Annotated in this window: 8 protein-coding genes; 5 read left to right on the forward strand and 3 right to left on the reverse strand. The window is 69.6% G+C overall.

From position 1 onward, the window contains the following. Positions 1-75: 75 nt before the first annotated feature. Positions 76-426 (reverse strand): hypothetical protein, encoded by a 351-nt coding sequence (locus OV427_RS30625; protein ID WP_267859738.1) that lies wholly within the window; start codon positions 424-426, stop codon positions 76-78. 237 nt (positions 427-663) lie between these two features. On the opposite strand from OV427_RS30625, the gene OV427_RS30630 reads away from it, so the two are divergent. The 4 genes from OV427_RS30630 to OV427_RS30645 all read left to right on the forward strand — a co-directional run bounded on the left by OV427_RS30630 (position 664) and on the right by OV427_RS30645 (position 9425). Continuing rightward, positions 664-2493: a S1C family serine protease gene (locus tag OV427_RS30630; protein WP_267859739.1), complete on the forward strand. Its 1830-nt coding sequence runs from the start codon at positions 664-666 to the stop codon at positions 2491-2493. A gap of 293 nt (positions 2494-2786) precedes the next feature. Beyond that, positions 2787-7286: a myxosortase-dependent M36 family metallopeptidase gene (locus OV427_RS30635; RefSeq protein WP_267859740.1), complete on the forward strand. Its 4500-nt coding sequence runs from the start codon at positions 2787-2789 to the stop codon at positions 7284-7286. 162 nt (positions 7287-7448) lie between these two features. Continuing rightward, positions 7449-9014 carry a hypothetical protein gene (locus OV427_RS30640; protein ID WP_267859741.1) on the forward strand — a complete coding sequence of 522 codons (1566 nt, stop codon included), beginning with the start codon at positions 7449-7451 and terminating at the stop codon, positions 9012-9014. 3 nt (positions 9015-9017) lie between these two features. Further along, positions 9018-9425 (forward strand): hypothetical protein, encoded by a 408-nt coding sequence (locus OV427_RS30645; protein WP_267859742.1) that lies wholly within the window; start codon positions 9018-9020, stop codon positions 9423-9425. A 3-nt stretch (positions 9426-9428) separates the two neighbouring features. Here the strand turns inward: OV427_RS30645 and OV427_RS30650 are convergent, their stop codons facing one another. Next, entirely contained in the window at positions 9429-10622 is a 1194-nt protein-coding gene (locus OV427_RS30650) for an alpha/beta hydrolase (protein ID WP_267859743.1), read from the reverse strand. A 270-nt stretch (positions 10623-10892) separates the two neighbouring features. On the opposite strand from OV427_RS30650, the gene OV427_RS30655 reads away from it, so the two are divergent. Continuing rightward, a complete protein-coding gene (locus OV427_RS30655; RefSeq protein WP_267859744.1) occupies positions 10893-14927 on the forward strand; it encodes a myxosortase-dependent M36 family metallopeptidase in 4035 nt (1344 codons plus the stop codon). A gap of 127 nt (positions 14928-15054) precedes the next feature. Here the strand turns inward: OV427_RS30655 and OV427_RS30660 are convergent, their stop codons facing one another. Then, the gene (locus OV427_RS30660; protein ID WP_267859745.1) at positions 15055-16923 is read right to left on the reverse strand and encodes a Hint domain-containing protein; all 1869 of its coding nucleotides are present in this window, start codon (positions 16921-16923) and stop codon (positions 15055-15057) included. Between the last annotated feature and the right edge of the window lie 246 nt (positions 16924-17169).

The raw sequence follows: 17169 nt of genomic DNA on the forward strand, positions 1-17169 counted from the left end.
TCGCCGCCCGCCTCCGGCGAGCTCGAGCATGAGGAGGTCCCCTGAAGGACGATGCCGTCCTTCGGGGGACTTCCCTCAGGCCTTGCAGTACCAGGTGATCTGCCGCGACGTCGTCGAGTGATACACGTCGACGTACGTCGTCCCGACGTCGCACGTCGTGTATTCCGTCGAGCTTCCACACAGCCAGCGGAAGCGATTGTCGGACACGTTCACGCGCGTCGTCGTTCCGCGAGGAATGGTGACGTACGAGCCGCTGCTGTTGAGCACCTTCAGCACCGAGCTGCACTGGTCGATCGTGGTCCCCAGCAGGATGGGCTGGGTGACGGTGTCCACCTCGGCGGTGGCGACCTCTGCGTCCTCGTTGCCCACGCCGCACCCGACCAGCAGCGTGGTGGCAGCGCACATCGCAATCATAACTCGCTTCATCGTGGCCTCCAGGGCAGGTGATGATTCACTTGCTGGCGTCGGCGGAGAGCACGGCACATGCCAGCGGGTGGACGACACGGCGCCACTGGGAAGGGGGAAGCCGGGCATGCAGACATTGCCTGGAATGGCCGGCAGGTCTTGCCTCATGGGCCGGCAATCCCTGCCGGGGGGACTGCTGGCGCGCTATGGTCTCTCGCGGACCTGGCGCGGCGGCGCGGAGCAGGTGGCAGCGGGGACATGGCGAAGATGTCGGATTCGGTCGAGGTGAGGTGCCTCCGGTGTGGTGCGCCGGATGCAGGGGAGCGTGCGCGCTGCGTCTGTGGTGCCAGCCTCTTGATGGATGTGGTGCTGAAGGGCGCCATGGTGGACGAGCGCCAGCGCTTCGGGCTCGCGAGAGCGCTGGCCCTGCTCGGCCCTCCGGCGCCCTCGTTCTCCGAGGCCCGGGTGGCGCTGGCGATTCCGGGCAACCGCGTGGTGCGCGGCGTCTCCAGCGCCTTCGCGCAGAAGCTCCTGGCGGTGCTCTCCGCGCATGGCGCCGACGCGTACCTCCAGCCCTCGGAGCTGCCCGAGGCCGCTGCGCCCCGGCGCTCCTCGCGAGCGGCCCTCGCCGCGGCGCTCGGCGTCCTCGTGCTGGGCGGCGTGGCGTTCGGAGCCTGGGCGACCCGCTCGCCCAGGCTTCGGCAGCTCTCCGGCTGGGAACCGGGCACCTCCGCGCAGGAGGCCGTGAAGGCTCCCGAGGAGGGCACCCTCTCCACGCAGGACATCGCCAGGCTCGCCTCGCCTGGCACGGTGAGCCTGCGGTGCGAGGGCAAGACGGGCTCCGGCTTCTTCGTGGACGCGGAGTTGGTGCTGACCAATGAGCACGTGGTCTGCCCGGCCGGGAAGATGATGACGGTGATGTTGCCGGACGGGCGCCAGCTCCTCGGGGAGACGCTGAAGACCGACGTGGACCTGGACCTCGCCACCGTACGCGTGGTGGGGGCCAAGGCGGCGCCGCTGAGGGTGGGCGACGTCACGCGCCTGGAGCCGGGAGACAGGCTCGTCTTCATCGGCAGCCCCAAGGGGCTGGACTTCACCGTGCACGAGGGGAAGGTGGGCTTCGTGGGCCGGGAGTACCTGGGCAACGGGTACGTGCAGTTCAACGCGTCGGTGAATCCTGGCAACAGCGGCGGGCCGCTGCTCGACGGGCGCGGCGAGGTGGTGGGCGTCGTCTCCATGAAGGTCAACGACGCGGACGGCATGGGGCTGGCGCTGCCCATCCCGTATGCCAGCAAGCTCATCACCGTCCCCACCACGCCCGAGTCGACGGCGCGCTGGGATGCGCTGCTGGCGCGGGTGTCGCGCGACGAGCAGCGGGAAATCCAGCGCTACCAGCAGGAGACGGCGGAGCCGGTGCTCCTGTCGGTCCGCCGCGTCGAGCAGCTCGGCCTGGTGGCGTTGCTCATCGAGCGCTTCGACGCGCCCCCGCGCCGCGTGGTGCGCCGGATGGAGCTGGAGTCCGAAGGGCAGAAGTGCTCGCTGACGGTGGACTTCGAGTACTGGCGGCCGGTGCGCGACACGATGTCCGCGGCGGAGGACTCGCGGCGCCTGCGCTGGTTCGCGGCGCGAGGACTGTCGGAGGGCATCCACGTGGGCGCGGCGCGGCTGCCGGTGGAGGACTGCTCGCTCACCGGGGCGGGGAATGCCTCGCTGAAGCTGGAGGGCGCGGGTGCGCAGGCCGAGCGCTTCGACGTCCCGATGAAGGACTTCCACGCTTCGCGTGAGGACTGGAAGCGCAACAAGGGCGGCATCCAGATATGGCAGCAGAGCCTCTGGCAGCGGCGCGAGGAGGCGGACCGCTCCCGGCAGGAGGCCGACGAGTGGCGCAACAACTTCAGCCGGGCGCGGTCCCGCATCGCCACGCTGGAGGAGGAGAAGCGCAAGCTGCTGGCGGCCGAGGCCGCCGGAGGCCCCTCCACCAAGCGGCGCTGGGAGGTGGAGGTGGAGCTGAAGCTCGCCCAGGGGCAGCTCGCGGACCTGGAGCGGTACGCCACCGAGAAGCGCGTGCCCGCCGCGTGGCGGCAGTAGGGCTCGCCGTCGGCTCCGGTAGTCCACGAGAGTGATGGCGTTGGCCGCTTCCCGAGTTCGGGATGCAGCGGCTCCTGGATGGACTCGCCGTGTGGCTCGAGGCGCCGCGGCGCCATGCCCGCCCTGGACGTGGGAGCTCGCACTCACGGTGATAGGAATTGTCGTCAATTCATGGATTGTCTTCGCTTGGAGGCATGGCGCGACGTGTCGTGTGCCAGTTCTCCAGGGTCCGCGCGTATCTCTAGAAGGCTCTAGAAAGAGGGGGCAACGTGACGCGTGGCCAGCTGGCGTTGATGACATTCATTGTGGCGGTGGTGGCACGTCCCGCGTCCGCCGCCCGGGAGCTTCCGACGGTGGATGCCTTTGCGCGCGTCCCCCCGTCCGGGAGCGAGCCGAGCGCCCGGGAGCGAGCGAAGGGCGTCGACGTCGTCCACGAGGAGCCCCGGCTCGGAGTGCCCACCTTCGTCTGGGGTGTGCGTCCCGCGCAGGCCAGCGCGAAGAGCCTCCAGCCGGCGACGCCCGAGCAGGCGGAGCAAGCGGCGCGGAAGTACCTGGACCAGCAGGCCGGGCTGTACCGGCTGGGCAGCACCGACGCGCCCCACCTTCCGGTCAAGGACGTCCACCGCACGCGCAAGGGCGCGAGCATCGTCACCTTCGGGCAGGAGGTGGAAGGCATCGAGGTCTTCCGCCAGTCGCTGAAGGTGCTGCTGGACTCGGACAGCCAGCTCGTCGCCATGTCCGGCTACCTGAGCCCGGTGGCCTCCACCTCGCGGTTCGACAAGAGCGCTCCGGCCTTCACGCTGGAGCCGCGCGAGGCCATTGCCCTGGCCTGGAAGGACCTGCACGGAGACCTGCTCCCCGCGGTGAGCCTGACGCCCACGGGGCGTGCCCAGGGCGCCTACAGCCACTACGCGCTCACCCCGGGGCCGAGGACGGTGGTGTTCTCCTCGCCCGCGCGCGTGAAGAGGGTGTTCTTCCCGCTGCCCGACGTGCTGGTGCCCGCGTACTACGTGGAGCTGGACACCACGCCCGTCACCTCGACGGATGGAGACCGGTACGCCTACGTCATCTCCGCAGCGGACGGCCAGGTGCTCTACCGGCACGACCTGTCCTCGCACCAGAGCTACACCTACCGCGTGTGGGCGGACACCCAGAGTCCCTACCTTCCCCATGACGGCCCGCAGGGCACCGCGGGCTCGCCGCACCCCACGGGCCTGCCAGACGGCTACCAGGCGCCCTTCGTCGCGCCCAACCTGGTGACGCTGCGGAACGCGCCCTTCAGCCGCAATGACCCGTGGCTGCCCGCGGGGGCGACGCAGACGACGGGCAACAACGTGGAGGCCTATGCCGACCTCGCCTCTCCCGACGGCTTCGGCCCGGGCGACCTGCGCGGCACCCTCGGTGGCTCGGGCGTCTTCGGCGACGGCTACGACTTCACGCTCGCGCCGAGCGCCACGGATGCACAGCAGACGAGCCCGGTGGTGCAGCTCTTCTACGTCACCAACTTCCTGCACGACTGGTTCTACGACTCCGGCTTCGACGAGGCGGCGGGCAACGCGCAGGCCGACAACCACGGCCGAGGGGGCATCGAGGGAGACAGCCTCCTCGCCGAGAGCCAGGACTTCCTCGGCCGCAACGGCCCGAACATGTCCACGCCCGCGGACGGCGCGCGGCCCCGGATGGAGCTGCAGGTCTTCGATACGCGCGGGGTCCGGGCCGCAGACGTATTTGGGGAGACGATGATGGGCCGCTATAAACTGGGCGGTGCCACCTTCGGGCCCCAGCAGTTCAACGTCCTGGGCTTCGTCGTCATGGCCCAGGATGGTGTGGCGGGTCCCGGTGGCAGCACGACGGATGCGTGCGAGCCGCTGACCAATGCCGCCGCGGTGGCCGGAGAAATCGCACTCGCGAACCGGGGGGGCTGTGACTACACCGTGCAGGCCGCCACCGCCCAGGCGGCCGGCGCCTTGGCGCTCGTCATCGCCAACGACGGGTTCAATCTGCCGGAGTTCGAGATGTACGGCCGGGATCCTTCCATCACCATCCCCGTCGTCTCCGTATCCTATGGCGTGGGGTCGTCCCTGGCTCGGAGCAGCAAGAATACCAACGTGACGCTCATCCGGCAGGGGGCGGACCGCGACGGCGCGCTCGACAACACCCTCGTCGCCCACGAGTGGGCGCACTACATGTCCAGCCGCCTCGTCGGTGACGCCAACGGCCTGACGAACAACCAGGGCCGCAGCCTGGGCGAGGGCTGGAGCGACTTCGCGGCGCTGTTGATGATGGTCCGTGAGGGAGATGCCCAGTCGTTCTCCAACGATGACTGGAGCGGCGTCTACGCGCAGGGCGCCCACGTCGACAGCGGTGGTGAGAACCAGGGCTATTACTGGGGCAGCCGGCGCTACCCGTACAGCACCAACCCGCGGAAGAACCCGCTCACCTTCCGTCATCTCCAGAAGAACGTCGCCCTGCCTGGCGACATCCCGGTGAGCTTCGGCAGCTTCGGCAATACCAACGCGGAGATTCACTCCTCGGGCGAGGTGTGGGCGGTGATGCTGTGGGAGTGCTACGCCGCGCTGCTGCGGGACAAGCAGCGGCTCACCTTCGCCCAGGCCCAGCAGCGGATGAAGGACTACCTCGTCGCGTCGATGAAGCTCACCCCCAACGCGCCCACCTTCCTGGAGGCGCGCGACGCGCTGCTCGCGGTGGCCTACACCCAGGACACGGCGGACTACCTCCTCTTCGCACGGGCCTTCGCGAAGCGCGGCGCCGGGTCGCGGGCCGTCGCGCCTCCTCGGGATTCGACGGACCATGCCGGGGTGGTGGAGAGCTTCGACATCGGCAAGGACGTGGTCCTGGTCAGCGCGGAGGTGGTCGAGCAGGTGGGGACGACGGCGTCATGTGACGATGACGGGGCGCTCGACACCGGAGAGACGGCGCTCGTGCGGATGACCTTCCGCAACAACGGCATCGCCCGGCTGACGCAGACGAGCGTGACGCTCTCCAGCGACATTGCGAACCTGTCCTTCCCCCAGGGGGCGACGGTGTCCGTGCCGCCCACCGATCCGCTCGAGCTCGTCACCCTGGAGGTGCCGATCCGGCTCTCCGGCCCGGCCACTCCGGGCATCCTTCACCTGACGCTGACGTACCGGGACGCGGAGCAGACGTTCCCGAAGGACCAGAAGCAGATGCTGGTGCTGCGGGTGAACACGGACGAGCTGCCGGGCACGGGCACCGTGGAGACGGGGGACACGTTGAGCTCGCCGTGGCTCCGCGTCGCTTCGCCGGGCGCCCTCCCGTGGACGCGCGAGCAGGCTCTGAACGACCCGAACGGGTTCTTCCACGGCCCGGACAAGGACGGTGTCTCGGACATCTCCCTGGTCTCGCCGCCGCTCCAGCTCTCGGCGACGGCGGCCTTTCGCTTCACCTTCCAGCACCGCTTCCTCTTTGAATCCGGCGACGGAGGCATCCTCGAGCTGAGCGAGGACGACGGAGCGACCTGGACGGACCTCGGCGAGTTCCTGAACCCCCGCCCCAACGGATACGTGAGCGAGAGTGAAGGGAATCCCATCGGGGGCCGGATGGCCTACAACGTCCAGAGCGAGCGCTACCCGGCGTTCATCCCGGTCGTCGCCGACCTCGGCACCGCCCATGCCGGGAAGACGGTGCGCATCCGCTTCCGCATCGGTACGGACCGGACTGTCGGCGAGAAGGGCTGGGACGTGGACGACATCCGGTTCGAGGGGCTGGTGAACACCCCGTTCACGACGTTCGTCCCCCACCTGGGCCAGTGCATCAACCGGGCGCCCGTGGCGAACGCGGGGCCCTCGCAGACGCTCAGCGAGGGACGCCAGGTGACGCTCTCGGGTAGCGGCATGGACCCCGAGGGCGCCGCGCTGACCTACGCGTGGACGCAGACGGCGGGCCCGCAGGTGGTGCTCAGCAGCACGAGCGTGCCGGCGCCCACCTTCACCGCGCCGGAGGTGACGCAGGCCACGGACCTCACCTTCGAGCTGCGGGTCAACGACGGGGTGAGCACGAGCGCTCCGTCCGCGGTGACGGTGCGGGTGAGGAACTTCACCGCGGGGAATCAGGCGCCGGTGGCCGGCGCGTCACCGGCCGCCCCCGTGAACAAGGGGACACGCGTGACGCTCGTGGGGAGCGGCACGGACCCCGAGGGCGTCGCGCTCACCTACGCGTGGACGCAGGTGGGCGGCCCCGCCGTCACCTTGACGGACGCCACCGCTCCGAGCGCGGGCTTCATGGCGCCGCAGGTCGACTCCGACACGGAGCTGTCCTTCCAGCTCGTCGTCAGTGATGGAGAGCTGGACAGCGCGCCCGTCGTGGTGACGGTGCTCGTCTGGGGTACCTTCAATGCGCTGCCGGTGGCCCAGGCGGGTGAGGACCCGAGCGTCGACGAGGGCGCGCAGGTGACGCTCAGCGGCGAGGGCTCGACGGACCCGGACGGCACCGCCCTGACGTATGCCTGGACGCAGGTGGACGGCCCCGCCGTGGACCTCACGGTGGACGGCGCGAATGCCACGTTCACCGCCCCCTCGGTGGACGGGGACACGGAGCTCTCCTTCCAGCTCGAGGTGACGGATGCCCGGGGAGGGCTCAGCGAGGACACGGTGAAGGTGCGCGTGGCGGACGTGCCCGCGCAGGACACGGGCTGTGGCTGCTCCGCGGGGCAGGAGGGCTCCGTGCCCGGGGCCGTCGTCATGCTGCTCGCGGCGCTCGGCTTCGCGATGCGGCGTCCCCGCGCGCGGGCCGTGGCGGTTCCGAAGCACTGACGTCAGTGGGGACGCGCCGGGCGGAGCAAGACCCGGCGCGCCGTGCCCACGGGCTCCTCCCTTGCTGTGTTGCTCGAAACACCCGCGAGCCACCGGGTACTGGACGCGGGAACACGCACTCACAGTAGAATGGGGAAGTCTCGAAAAAGGGGGGCAGTCGAAATGAAGATTCAATCCAGGGTACCCACGCAGACACCACGCAGGCCCGATGAGTCCGGGAAGGAGCCCTCGGGGAAGAGGGCGGAGGGTTCGCCCAGGCCCGCGGGCGAGGCGACGGCGCGCAGGGCCGGCTTCTCGACGGTGAGTGAGTTCGCCCGCCCGAAGCCCGACGTGCAGTCCGAGTTCCGGCGCGAGTTCGGCGCGTTGGCCTCCGACAAGAAGAAGTTCCACGACACCATGCGCACGGTGTTCGGCGACGGCTACAACGCCGTCCAGGCCGAGCAGTACCGGCAGAAGGCGCAGGCCGGAGACTTCAGCTGGCTGCCTCCGGTGAAGCAGGTGCCCGCCGACCAGTTGAATGGGGCCAACGGCGCCTACGACGCCGAGTCCGGCACGGTGTACATCAACCAGGACCTGGACCCCGCGCTGGCCGCGTCGACCTATGTGGAGGAGGCGGGCCACCACCTCGACACGAAGCTCAACTCCAAGGACTCGGCGGGTGACGAGGGCGAGCTGTTCCGCCGCATCCTCTCCGGCGAGAAGCTGACGCCCTCCCAGGTGTCGGAGATTCGCGCCGAGAACGACAAGGGCACCATCTACGTCGACGGCAAGGCGAAGGAGGTCGAGTTCTGGAACCCCTTCAAGGCCGCGGCGAAGGCCGTGGGCAGCGCCGTGAAGGCGGTGGGAGGCGCCATCAGCAGTGCGGCGTCGGCCGTCGGCAACGCCGTGGGCAGTGCCGCGAAGGCCGTGGGCAGCGCGGCCTCGGCGGTGGGTAGCGCCATTGGCGGCGCGGCGAAGGCCGTGGGCAGCGCGGCGAAGTGGGTCGGCGTGCGCCTGTTCGACGGCGTCCGCGGCCTGGCCACGGGCGCGCTCAACACCGTGGTGGGCGCGTTTCGCAACGTCGGTGAGGGGCTCGGCACCTTCTTCGGAGGCGTGGGCAAGCTCTTCCAGGGGAAGTTCGGCGAGGGGTTCAAACAGATGGGCCTGGGTCTGGTGAAGACGTTCGTCCAGACGCCCGTCGACGCGTTCCTGATGATGGGCGGCCGGGCCCTCAGTGCCATCCAGACGCTGATTGGCGTGGAGCCGCCGGGCCGCAAGCTCAGCAGCGACGAAATCGCCACCCTGCGCACCGTCTACGGCGACAGCATCGACTACTCGTCCATGCGCATCAAGGAGGGCAACTCGGGGCTCTTCAGCCTCTCCGGCCGCGCCTTCACCCATGGCAACACCATCTACATCCCGCCGGACGACCTGCCGCTGACGCCCGACCTGCTGGTGCACGAGTCCGCCCACGTCTGGCAGCACCAGAACGGCGGCACGGACTACATGAGCGAGGCGCTGTGGGCGCAGAACGTCGGTGACGGCTACGAGTTCGAGAAGGGCATCAAGGAGGGCAAGTCCTGGAGCCAGCTCAACCCCGAGCAGCAGGCCGAGCTCCTGCAGCAGGCCCAGCGCGCGGGCTTCTTCGACCCCACCAGCGGAGGGACGTTCAACTACAACGGCACGGACTACACCGCCTACCTCAACTCCGCGCTCGCCCAGATTCGCGCGGGCCAGGGAGCCCCGTAGCTCATGAGGTCGTCACGCGCCGCCACGCTGCTGCTCGGCTTCACCCTCCTGCTCTTCACCGCCTGCCGTCCGAGAATCCAGGTGGCGCTGGCGTCCGGGGGCGAGCGGCTTCCGTCCCCCCGCTTCGTGGTGGAGGACCCCGAGCACGAGGACCGTCCCCGCTACGACACCGTGCAGGTGCTGGACCGGGCGGGGCAGGTCTTCTGGCAGGTGCGTGCCGAGCCGTTTGGCGACATGGCCAGCGTCCGTCAGTTCACCTATGGCGAGACGCTCCAGGGCTTCGCCGTACTGGAGGAGCCCAAGCCCCTCCAGCCTGGCGGGCGCTATGTCGTCTTCGTCCTGGGAAGCAACCGGGGCTCCCTCCACTTCGACGTGGACGCGGAAGGCGGTGCCCACGCCGTGGAGCCCTGACTCTCAGGGGTGGGGGCGGGCGCTGGCAGGCACGTACTGCTGGAGGAACCGCCCCACCACGGCCTGCGCGAGCTGGCGGCCGAAGCCGCCGTCCCAGACGTCGAAGGCGTGCTCCGCGTACGGCAGCGTGAAGAACTGGTGCGGCACGCCGGCCTGGGCGAGCCGCGTGGCCAGCACCTGTGAGGCGTGGAGCGGCACCACGGTGTCCGCGCCTCCGTGGACGAGGAGCGTGGGCGGGGCTTTCGGGCCGACGTGCGTGAGCGGGGAGAGCAGCGCGTACAAATCCCGGTGCCCGTCCAGGGGCACACCCGTGAAGCCCTGCAGGACCCGCCGCGAGCCCGCGCGGTGCCCGGCCTGGGAGGCCAGGTCGGTGGGCGCGTAGAAGCTGATGATCGCCTTCACCGACGTGTCCGGAGCGTCGCAGGAGGCGGGAAGCCGCGCGTCGCCCGTGGCGTAGCCGACGAGGGTGGAGAGGTGCCCGCCCGCGGACTCGCCGAACAGGACGAGCCGGTCCGGGTCGATGCCGTAGGTGGCCGCGTGGGCCTTCACCCAGGCGATGCCGCACTGGAGGTCTCCTGGCGCCTTCAGTCCGGCCGCGGGCGGGAAGAGCCGGTAGTCGAGGCTGATGACCGCGTAGCCAAGCGAGGTGAGGAAGCCGGCCCAGGCGCGGGCGTAGCCGCGCTCTCCTCCGCTCCAGCCTCCCCCGTGGACGTAGAGGACCGCGGGCCGGGCGGCGGAGGACGGGACGTCGGGGAGGAACAGGTCGGCATGCAGCTCGACGCCGTCGACGGTGGCGAAGCGCACCGTCTGGCTCGGGAGCGGCCGTTGCGCCACGAGGGGGCGGAAGTATTCGCGGAGGCTGAGCGGGATGCCGTGGGTCCGCGCCATCCACCACGCGGAGGCGGCGGGCATCAACGCCGCGTAGAGCAGGAGCAGCACGGCGGCCACCGAGCCCCAGCGCAGCCAGCCCCACTTCCCGGAATGAATCACATGGGCGGTGAGCAGCGCGGACACGAGCACCGGCAGCAGCAGGAGGAGGCTGTACTCCCGCAGGATGCCCTTGAGCAGGTTCACCAGCGAGGGCGCCCAGGGTGGCGCGAAGAACACCGCCACCAGCAACAGGCAGCCCACGGGGTTCAGGACCGCCAGGACGGTGAGCAGTGGAAGGAGGCGGGAGATGCGGAACAGGCGTTTCATCCGGAAGGGGGCAGGTCGTTCGCGGTGGAAGGCGCATGCTGGCCGGCTTGGAGGTCCACGACAATCATCCATCCGCGGGCCTTCTTCGAGCCGGACCGGGCCTTGGGCGCGTCTTCGGCCGAAAAGCAACCGGGCCCCTCCATTTCCGGCGTACGCCTCGTGAAACCCGGGGGTATTTGCAGTTTGATTGCGACATGAGCTTGCATTGTGCCGTATCTCCTAGAGTTGGTTGGAGGGGGCCGGACTCTGGAATCGGGAGCGTGCAAGGTGATGCGCAGTCTGCTGGTAGCTACGACAATCTTTGTGGCGGTAGGGGGACGACCCGCCCAGGCGGCCCGGGAGCTCCCCGCGGTGGATGCCTTTACACGCAGCCCTCCGTCCGGGAGCGAGCCGAGCGCCCGTGAGCGGGCGAAGGGCGTGGACGTCGCACACGAGGAGCCCCGGCTGGGCGTCCCCACCTTCGTCTGGGGAGCGCGCGCCGCGCAGCCCGGCGCGAAGAGCCTCCGGCCGGTGCCGCCCGAGCAGGTGGCGCGGACGTACCTGGGCGAGCAGGCCGGGCTGTACCGGTTGGGCCGCACCGACGCGCCGCACATCCCCGTGAGGGGCGTCCACCGCGCGAGCAACGGCGCGAGCATCGTCACCTTCGGGCAGGAGGTGGAAGGCATCGAGGTCTTCCGCCAGTCGCTGAAGGTGCTGCTGGACGCGGACAACCAGCTCGTCGCCATGTCCGGCCATCTGAGCCCGGTGGCCTCCAATCCCCGGCTGGAGAAGGAGGCTTCGGCCTTCAGGCTGGAGCCGCGCGAGGCCATTGCCCTCGCGTGGAGGGACCTGCACGGAGACCCGCTGCCCGCGGTGAGCCTGTCGCTCATGGGGCAAGCCCAGGGCGCCTACAGCCACTATGCGCTCAGCCCCGGGCCGCGCCTGGTGGTGTTCTCGTCCCCCGCGCGCGTGAAGCAGGTCTTCTTCCCGCTGCCCGAGGTGCTGGTGCCCGCCTGGTACGTGGAGCTCGACACCACGCCCGTCACCGCGACGGACGGCGACCAGTACGCCTACGTCATCTCCGCGGTGGATGGGCAGGTGCTCTACCGCCACGACCTCTCGTCCCACCAGAGCTACACCTACCGCGTGTGGGCGGACACCCAGAGTCCCCACATTCCGTATGACGGCCCGCAGGGCAACGCGGCGACGCCGCACCCCACGGGCCTGCCGGACGGCTACCAGGCGCCCTTCGTGGCGCCGAACCTCCTGACGCTGCAGAACACGCCCTTCAGCCGCAATGACCCGTGGCTGCCCATGGGGGCCACGCAGACGGTGGGCAACAACGTGGACGCGTATGTCGACCTCGTCGCGCCCAGCGGCTTCGGCGCGGGGGACCTGCGCGGCAGCCTCGGCGGGTCGGGCATCTTCGGCGACGGCTACGACCTGATGCTCGCGCCGAGCGTCACGGACGCGCAGCAGATGAGCTCGGTGGCGCAGATCTTCTACGTCACCAACTTCCTGCACGACTGGTACTACGACTCCGGCTTCGACGAGGCGGCGGGCAACGCGCAGACCGACAACTACGGGCGCGGGGGCCTCGGCGCGGACAACCTCCGCGCGGAGGGGCAGGACTACGTCGGCCGCAACAACGCGAACATGTTCACGCCCTCGGACGGCGCGCGGCCCCGGATGCAGATGTACGTGTACGACACGAAGGGGCCCCGGGGCATGGACGTCTCGCTGGAGCACCCGCTGGGAGGCCGCCTGCCGGTCGGTGTCTCCGCCTTCGGGCCCCAGCAGTTCAATGTCACCGCCGCCGTGGCCTTCGCCGAGGACGGCGTGGCGGGCCCCGAGGGCAGCGTGGCGGACGCGTGCCAGCCGCTGACCAACGCCGCCGCCGTGGCCGGGAGGATTGTCCTCGCGGACATGCAGGGCTGTGACTACACCGTCAAGGCCACCCATGCGCAGGCCGCCGGCGCAGTGGGCCTCGTCATCGTCCCCCAGGGGGAGATCGGGTCGCAGTTCTTCGTGCCCGGCCGGGCGCCCTCCATCACCATCCCCGTCGTCTCGGTGGAGCAGTACGTGGGGGGCTGGTTCCGCTTCCAGGCTCCGGAGAGCGTGACGCTCCTCCGGCAGGGGGCGGACCGCGACGGCACGCTCGACAACACCATCATCGCCCACGAGTGGATGCACTACATGTCCAACCGCCTCATCGGCGACGCCAACGGCCTGACGAACAACCAGGGCCGCAGCATGGGCGAGGGCTGGGGCGACTTCGCGGGCCTGTTGATGGTGGTCCGCGAGGGAGATGACCAGCTGCCCTCCAACGCGAACTTCAACGGCGTCTACGCGCGTGGCGCCTACGTCAACAGCGGCGGTGCGAACCAGGGCTACTACTGGGGCAGCCGGCGCTACCCGTACACGACGGACCTGACGAAGAACCCGCTCACCCTGCGCTACATCGAGAATGGTGTCCGGCTGCCCGCCGGCATCCCGGTGAGCTTCGGCAGCTCCGGTGTGAACAACGCGGAGGTCCACTCCTCGGGTGAGGTGTGGGCGGTGACGCTGTGGGAGTGCTACGCGGCGCTGCTGAGGGACAAGGAGCGCCTCACCTTCGCCCAGGCCCAGCAGCGGATGAAGGAATACCTGGTCGCGTCGATGAAGCTCACCCCCAACGCGCCCACCTTCCTGGAGGCGCGCGACGCGCTGCTGGCCGTGGCCCATGCCACGGACAGGGCGGACTACATCCTCTTCGCCCAGGCCTTCGCGAAGCGCGGCGCCGGGACGCGGGCCGTCGCGCCCTCGCGGGACTCGACGGACCATGTCGGGGTGGTGGAGAGCTTCACCAGCGGCAAGGACGTGCTCCTGGCCAGCGTGGAGGTGGTCGAACAGACGGGGACGGCGCTGTCGTGTGACGACGACGGGACGCTCGACACGGGCGAGACGGTGCGCCTGCGGGTGACCCTGCGCAACAGCGGCATCGAGCGGCTGACGCAGACGAGCGTGACGCTCTCCAGCGACACGACGGACCTGTCCTTCCCGGAGGGCGCGACGGTGTCCGTGCCTCCCACCGACCCGCTCCACCTCGTCACCGTGGAGGTGCCGGTCCGGCTCTCCGGTCCGGCCAGCCCGCGCGTCATCAACCTGACGCTGGCGTACCGGGACGCGGACCAGACGGTTCCCGGGGACCAGACGCAGACCCTCACGCTGAGGGTGAACACGGACGAGTTGCCGGGCACGGGCACCCTGGAGACGGTGGACGCGGCCAACCACCCGTGGCTCCTGGCGGAGCAACAATATCCGGACGCCTTCCCGTGGACGCGCCAGCACGCCGCGGGTGACCAGGACTGGTACTTCCACGGTCCGGACAACGACACCAACTCGGACACCCTCCTCGTCTCGCCGCCCCTCCATGTCTCGGCGACGGGCGCGTTCCGCTTCACCTTCCAGTACCGCCATGTCCTGGAGCAGGACTACGACGGGGCCGTCATCGAGCTGAGCGAGGACGGCGGGCTGACCTGGACGGACCTCGGAGCGTTCCTGAGCCCGTCCTACACCACGCTCATCCAGCCGGAGGGAGGCAATCCCATCGAGAACCGGATGGCCTACAGCGGTGAGAGCGAGGGCTATCCCGCGTTCATCCAGGGTGTCGCCGACCTCGGCACCACCTATGCCGGGAAGACGGTGCTCATCCGCTTCCGAGTCGGCACGGACGCGAGCGTCGGCGCGCGGGGGTGGGACCTGAACGACCTCCAGTTCGAGGGACTGGCGAACACCCCGTTCACGACGTTCGTCCCCCACCGGGGCCAGTGCATCAACCGTGCGCCGGTGGCGAACGCGGGGCCCGCTCAGGTGCGCTATGAGGGCCTCATCGTCCAGCTCACTGGCAGCGGCACGGACCCCGAGGGCGCCGCGCTGACCTACACGTGGACGCAGACGGCGGGGCCGGCGGTGGTGCTCGCCAGTTCGAAGTCGCCGCGGCCCTTCTTCCGCGCGCCAGCGGTGACGAAGGACACGGACTTCACCTTCCAGCTGCGCGTCCACGACGGTGTGAATGTGAGCGCCCCGTCGTCGGTGACGGTGCGGGTGCGGAACATCCCCGGAGGGGGCCCCGCGCCGCTGGACAAGTCCACCCCCGAGCTCGGCGCGGAGGACGCGGCGAGCGTCACCGGGGCCAACGGGCCCGTGACGGAGTCGGCTCCGGGCTGGGGCTGCTCGTCGGGTCCGGAGGGCTCCGTGCCGGGAGCCGCCGTCCTGCTGCTCGCGGCGCTCGGCCTCGCGATGCGGCGTCCCCGCGCGCGGGCCGTGGCGGTTCCGAAGCACTGAAGTCGTCGAGGACGCGCCGGGCGGAGCAAGGCCCGGCGCGTCGTGCTCACGGGCGCGTGCCGCCGTCAGGGGAGGCGAAGGTCCATGCCTCCACTTCCCCTGACGAGGGCCTCACGGAGCCTTGGGCTCAGTGCGCGACGGTGGGCTTGATGCCGTTCTTGAAGTCCTTGTGCCAGGCCTTCGGCAGGCGCTCGAGGAGGGAGAGCTGCGGCCCATCCTTCGGCTGCTGGAGGACGTCCTGCATGCTCAGGTCGCCCACCAGGAAGCCGCCAGCGAAGAGCGTGCGGCCATTCTTCGCCACCTTCAGCAACTCCTGGTCCGTCCCCAGCCGCAGGTTGTACACGCGGGCCTTCTCCGCCGACACGGGGGTGATGGAGGTGAGGGTGGCCGTGCCGCTGTCGGTCTGCACCCGGTCCTTCACCTTCAGGTTCTTCGCGGCGACCACCTCACCCGTGGACTTGATGACCGGGTGCATCTCGGTGAGCGTCACGTCGTGGCCCGCGTTGTCGCGCAGGCGCACGAGCGGCTTGACCTCGTTGCCACGCGCCACGTCCGTCACCGTCAGCACCGTCCCCTGGGCATTGGCGATGACCTGGTCACCCGTCTTCACCTGCTCCACCGTCGTGACGCTGCCGTCGGCCAGCTTCACGCGCGTCCCCTCCGCCATGCAGCTGTTGCGGAAGAAGATGTTGGGGGTGATGCCCGAGGTCGTGGTGGGGTAGGTGACGAAGAACTTCTTGTACACCGTGTTGCAGCGCACCTCGCCGGACACGAGGATGGAGTAGCGGGTCATCTCGTTGACGATGGTCTCCGCCTTGCAGTCGTTCGGGCTGGTGCCCGTGCCGGCCGTGTTGAACAGGCGGTTCATGTTCGTCAGCACGTTGATGTTGCTGGTGGTGCTACCCGTGCCGATGGCGCCGATGAACTGCGCCTCGTTGAGGCAGGTGCGGCCCGACACGCCGGCGATGAGCTGGATGCGCGCGCGGTCGACCTTGGTCACCACGCACTGGAAGCCGCCGAGGGCGCCGCCCACCAGCGTGCCGCGGACGGGCACGTAGAGGTTCTCGTAGTTGTAGGGGGCGTTGAAGGTCCAGTAGTCGCTGCCGTTCAGGATGCCCGGGTTGTTGGGGTAGGTCGCGGCCACACCGGTCGGCGTGGGCGGATACGGCGTCAGGTTGCCGCCCGCGTAGCCGGCGACCGCGTAGTCACAGTCCGCGCCGCCGCGGAGCTGGCAGGCCATGATTTCGGCCTGGGGCGCCTGGGCGAGCACCTTGCGCGGGTGGGTGAAGTCCAGCTTGGGCTGGGAGTCCAGCGCCGCCGCGCGCTCCACGATGTACGAGGTCTGGTCCAGGTTCGCGCCCAGCGCCATCACCAGCGACTCCATGCGCAGGGTGCGGCCCTTGCCCGTGGCCACGGTGGCGGGCGCGGTGACGTCATCGAACGCCAGGCCGTCGCCGTACTCCTCACCGGACGCGGAAGACAGGAGGACGGAGTTCGTCTCCGCGTCGTTCACGTCGTAGTTGAAGAGGTCGGCGTACACGTAGTCCGCGCCGTCCTTGCAGGACACCTGCACCACCGGGAAGAAGGTGGTGTAGCCATTGGCGGTGATGGGCGGGCTGCTGTACTTGAGGAAGTGGTTGCACCACGCTCCCTCCACGGCCAGCGAAGCGTCGCCGCTGGCCTTGCGCGTGAGGGCGCGCTCACGCATGTAGTCCAGCCGCCGGAAGAGCTCCGGCGCGTTCTTCTCGCTCTTGCCAGCCGAGGTCAGCCGGCCGACGAGGAAGGACCAGTCCGCGTCGTCCGACAGGTCCAGGTCGATCTGGTACACGCCGGGCTGCTGGGTGGCGACATCGAACTTCTGCACCAGGCGCTGGGACTCCTTCGGGTTGGCCTGCGGGGGGCTGAGCGGGTTCGACCAGCCCGCGGTCATCAGCATGAGGCCAGCGAGGGGAACGGCCTTGGCCAGCTGCTTCCACATTCCTCGAGTGCTTTGCATGTCCTCTCCTTTGCGGCGTGTACGGCATTTCCCACGTGAGGGGTGTGACACGTGGAAACCCACTAATTCCTCTCCAGGAGCCGGCTGAATCCGGGCCGCTGGCGCTGGCAATCAATCGCGGATATGAATCACATCCGCAGAACAGAAAAAGCCGCGAAAATTGATTTAAATGATAGAGCGGCATGGTGATTGGATAGCCACTTGGTTGCAATAGTGGGTTGTCACGATGCCTTGCGAAAACCGTTC

This window comes from Pyxidicoccus sp. MSG2, assembly GCF_026626705.1.
Lineage (GTDB): Bacteria > Myxococcota > Myxococcia > Myxococcales > Myxococcaceae > Myxococcus.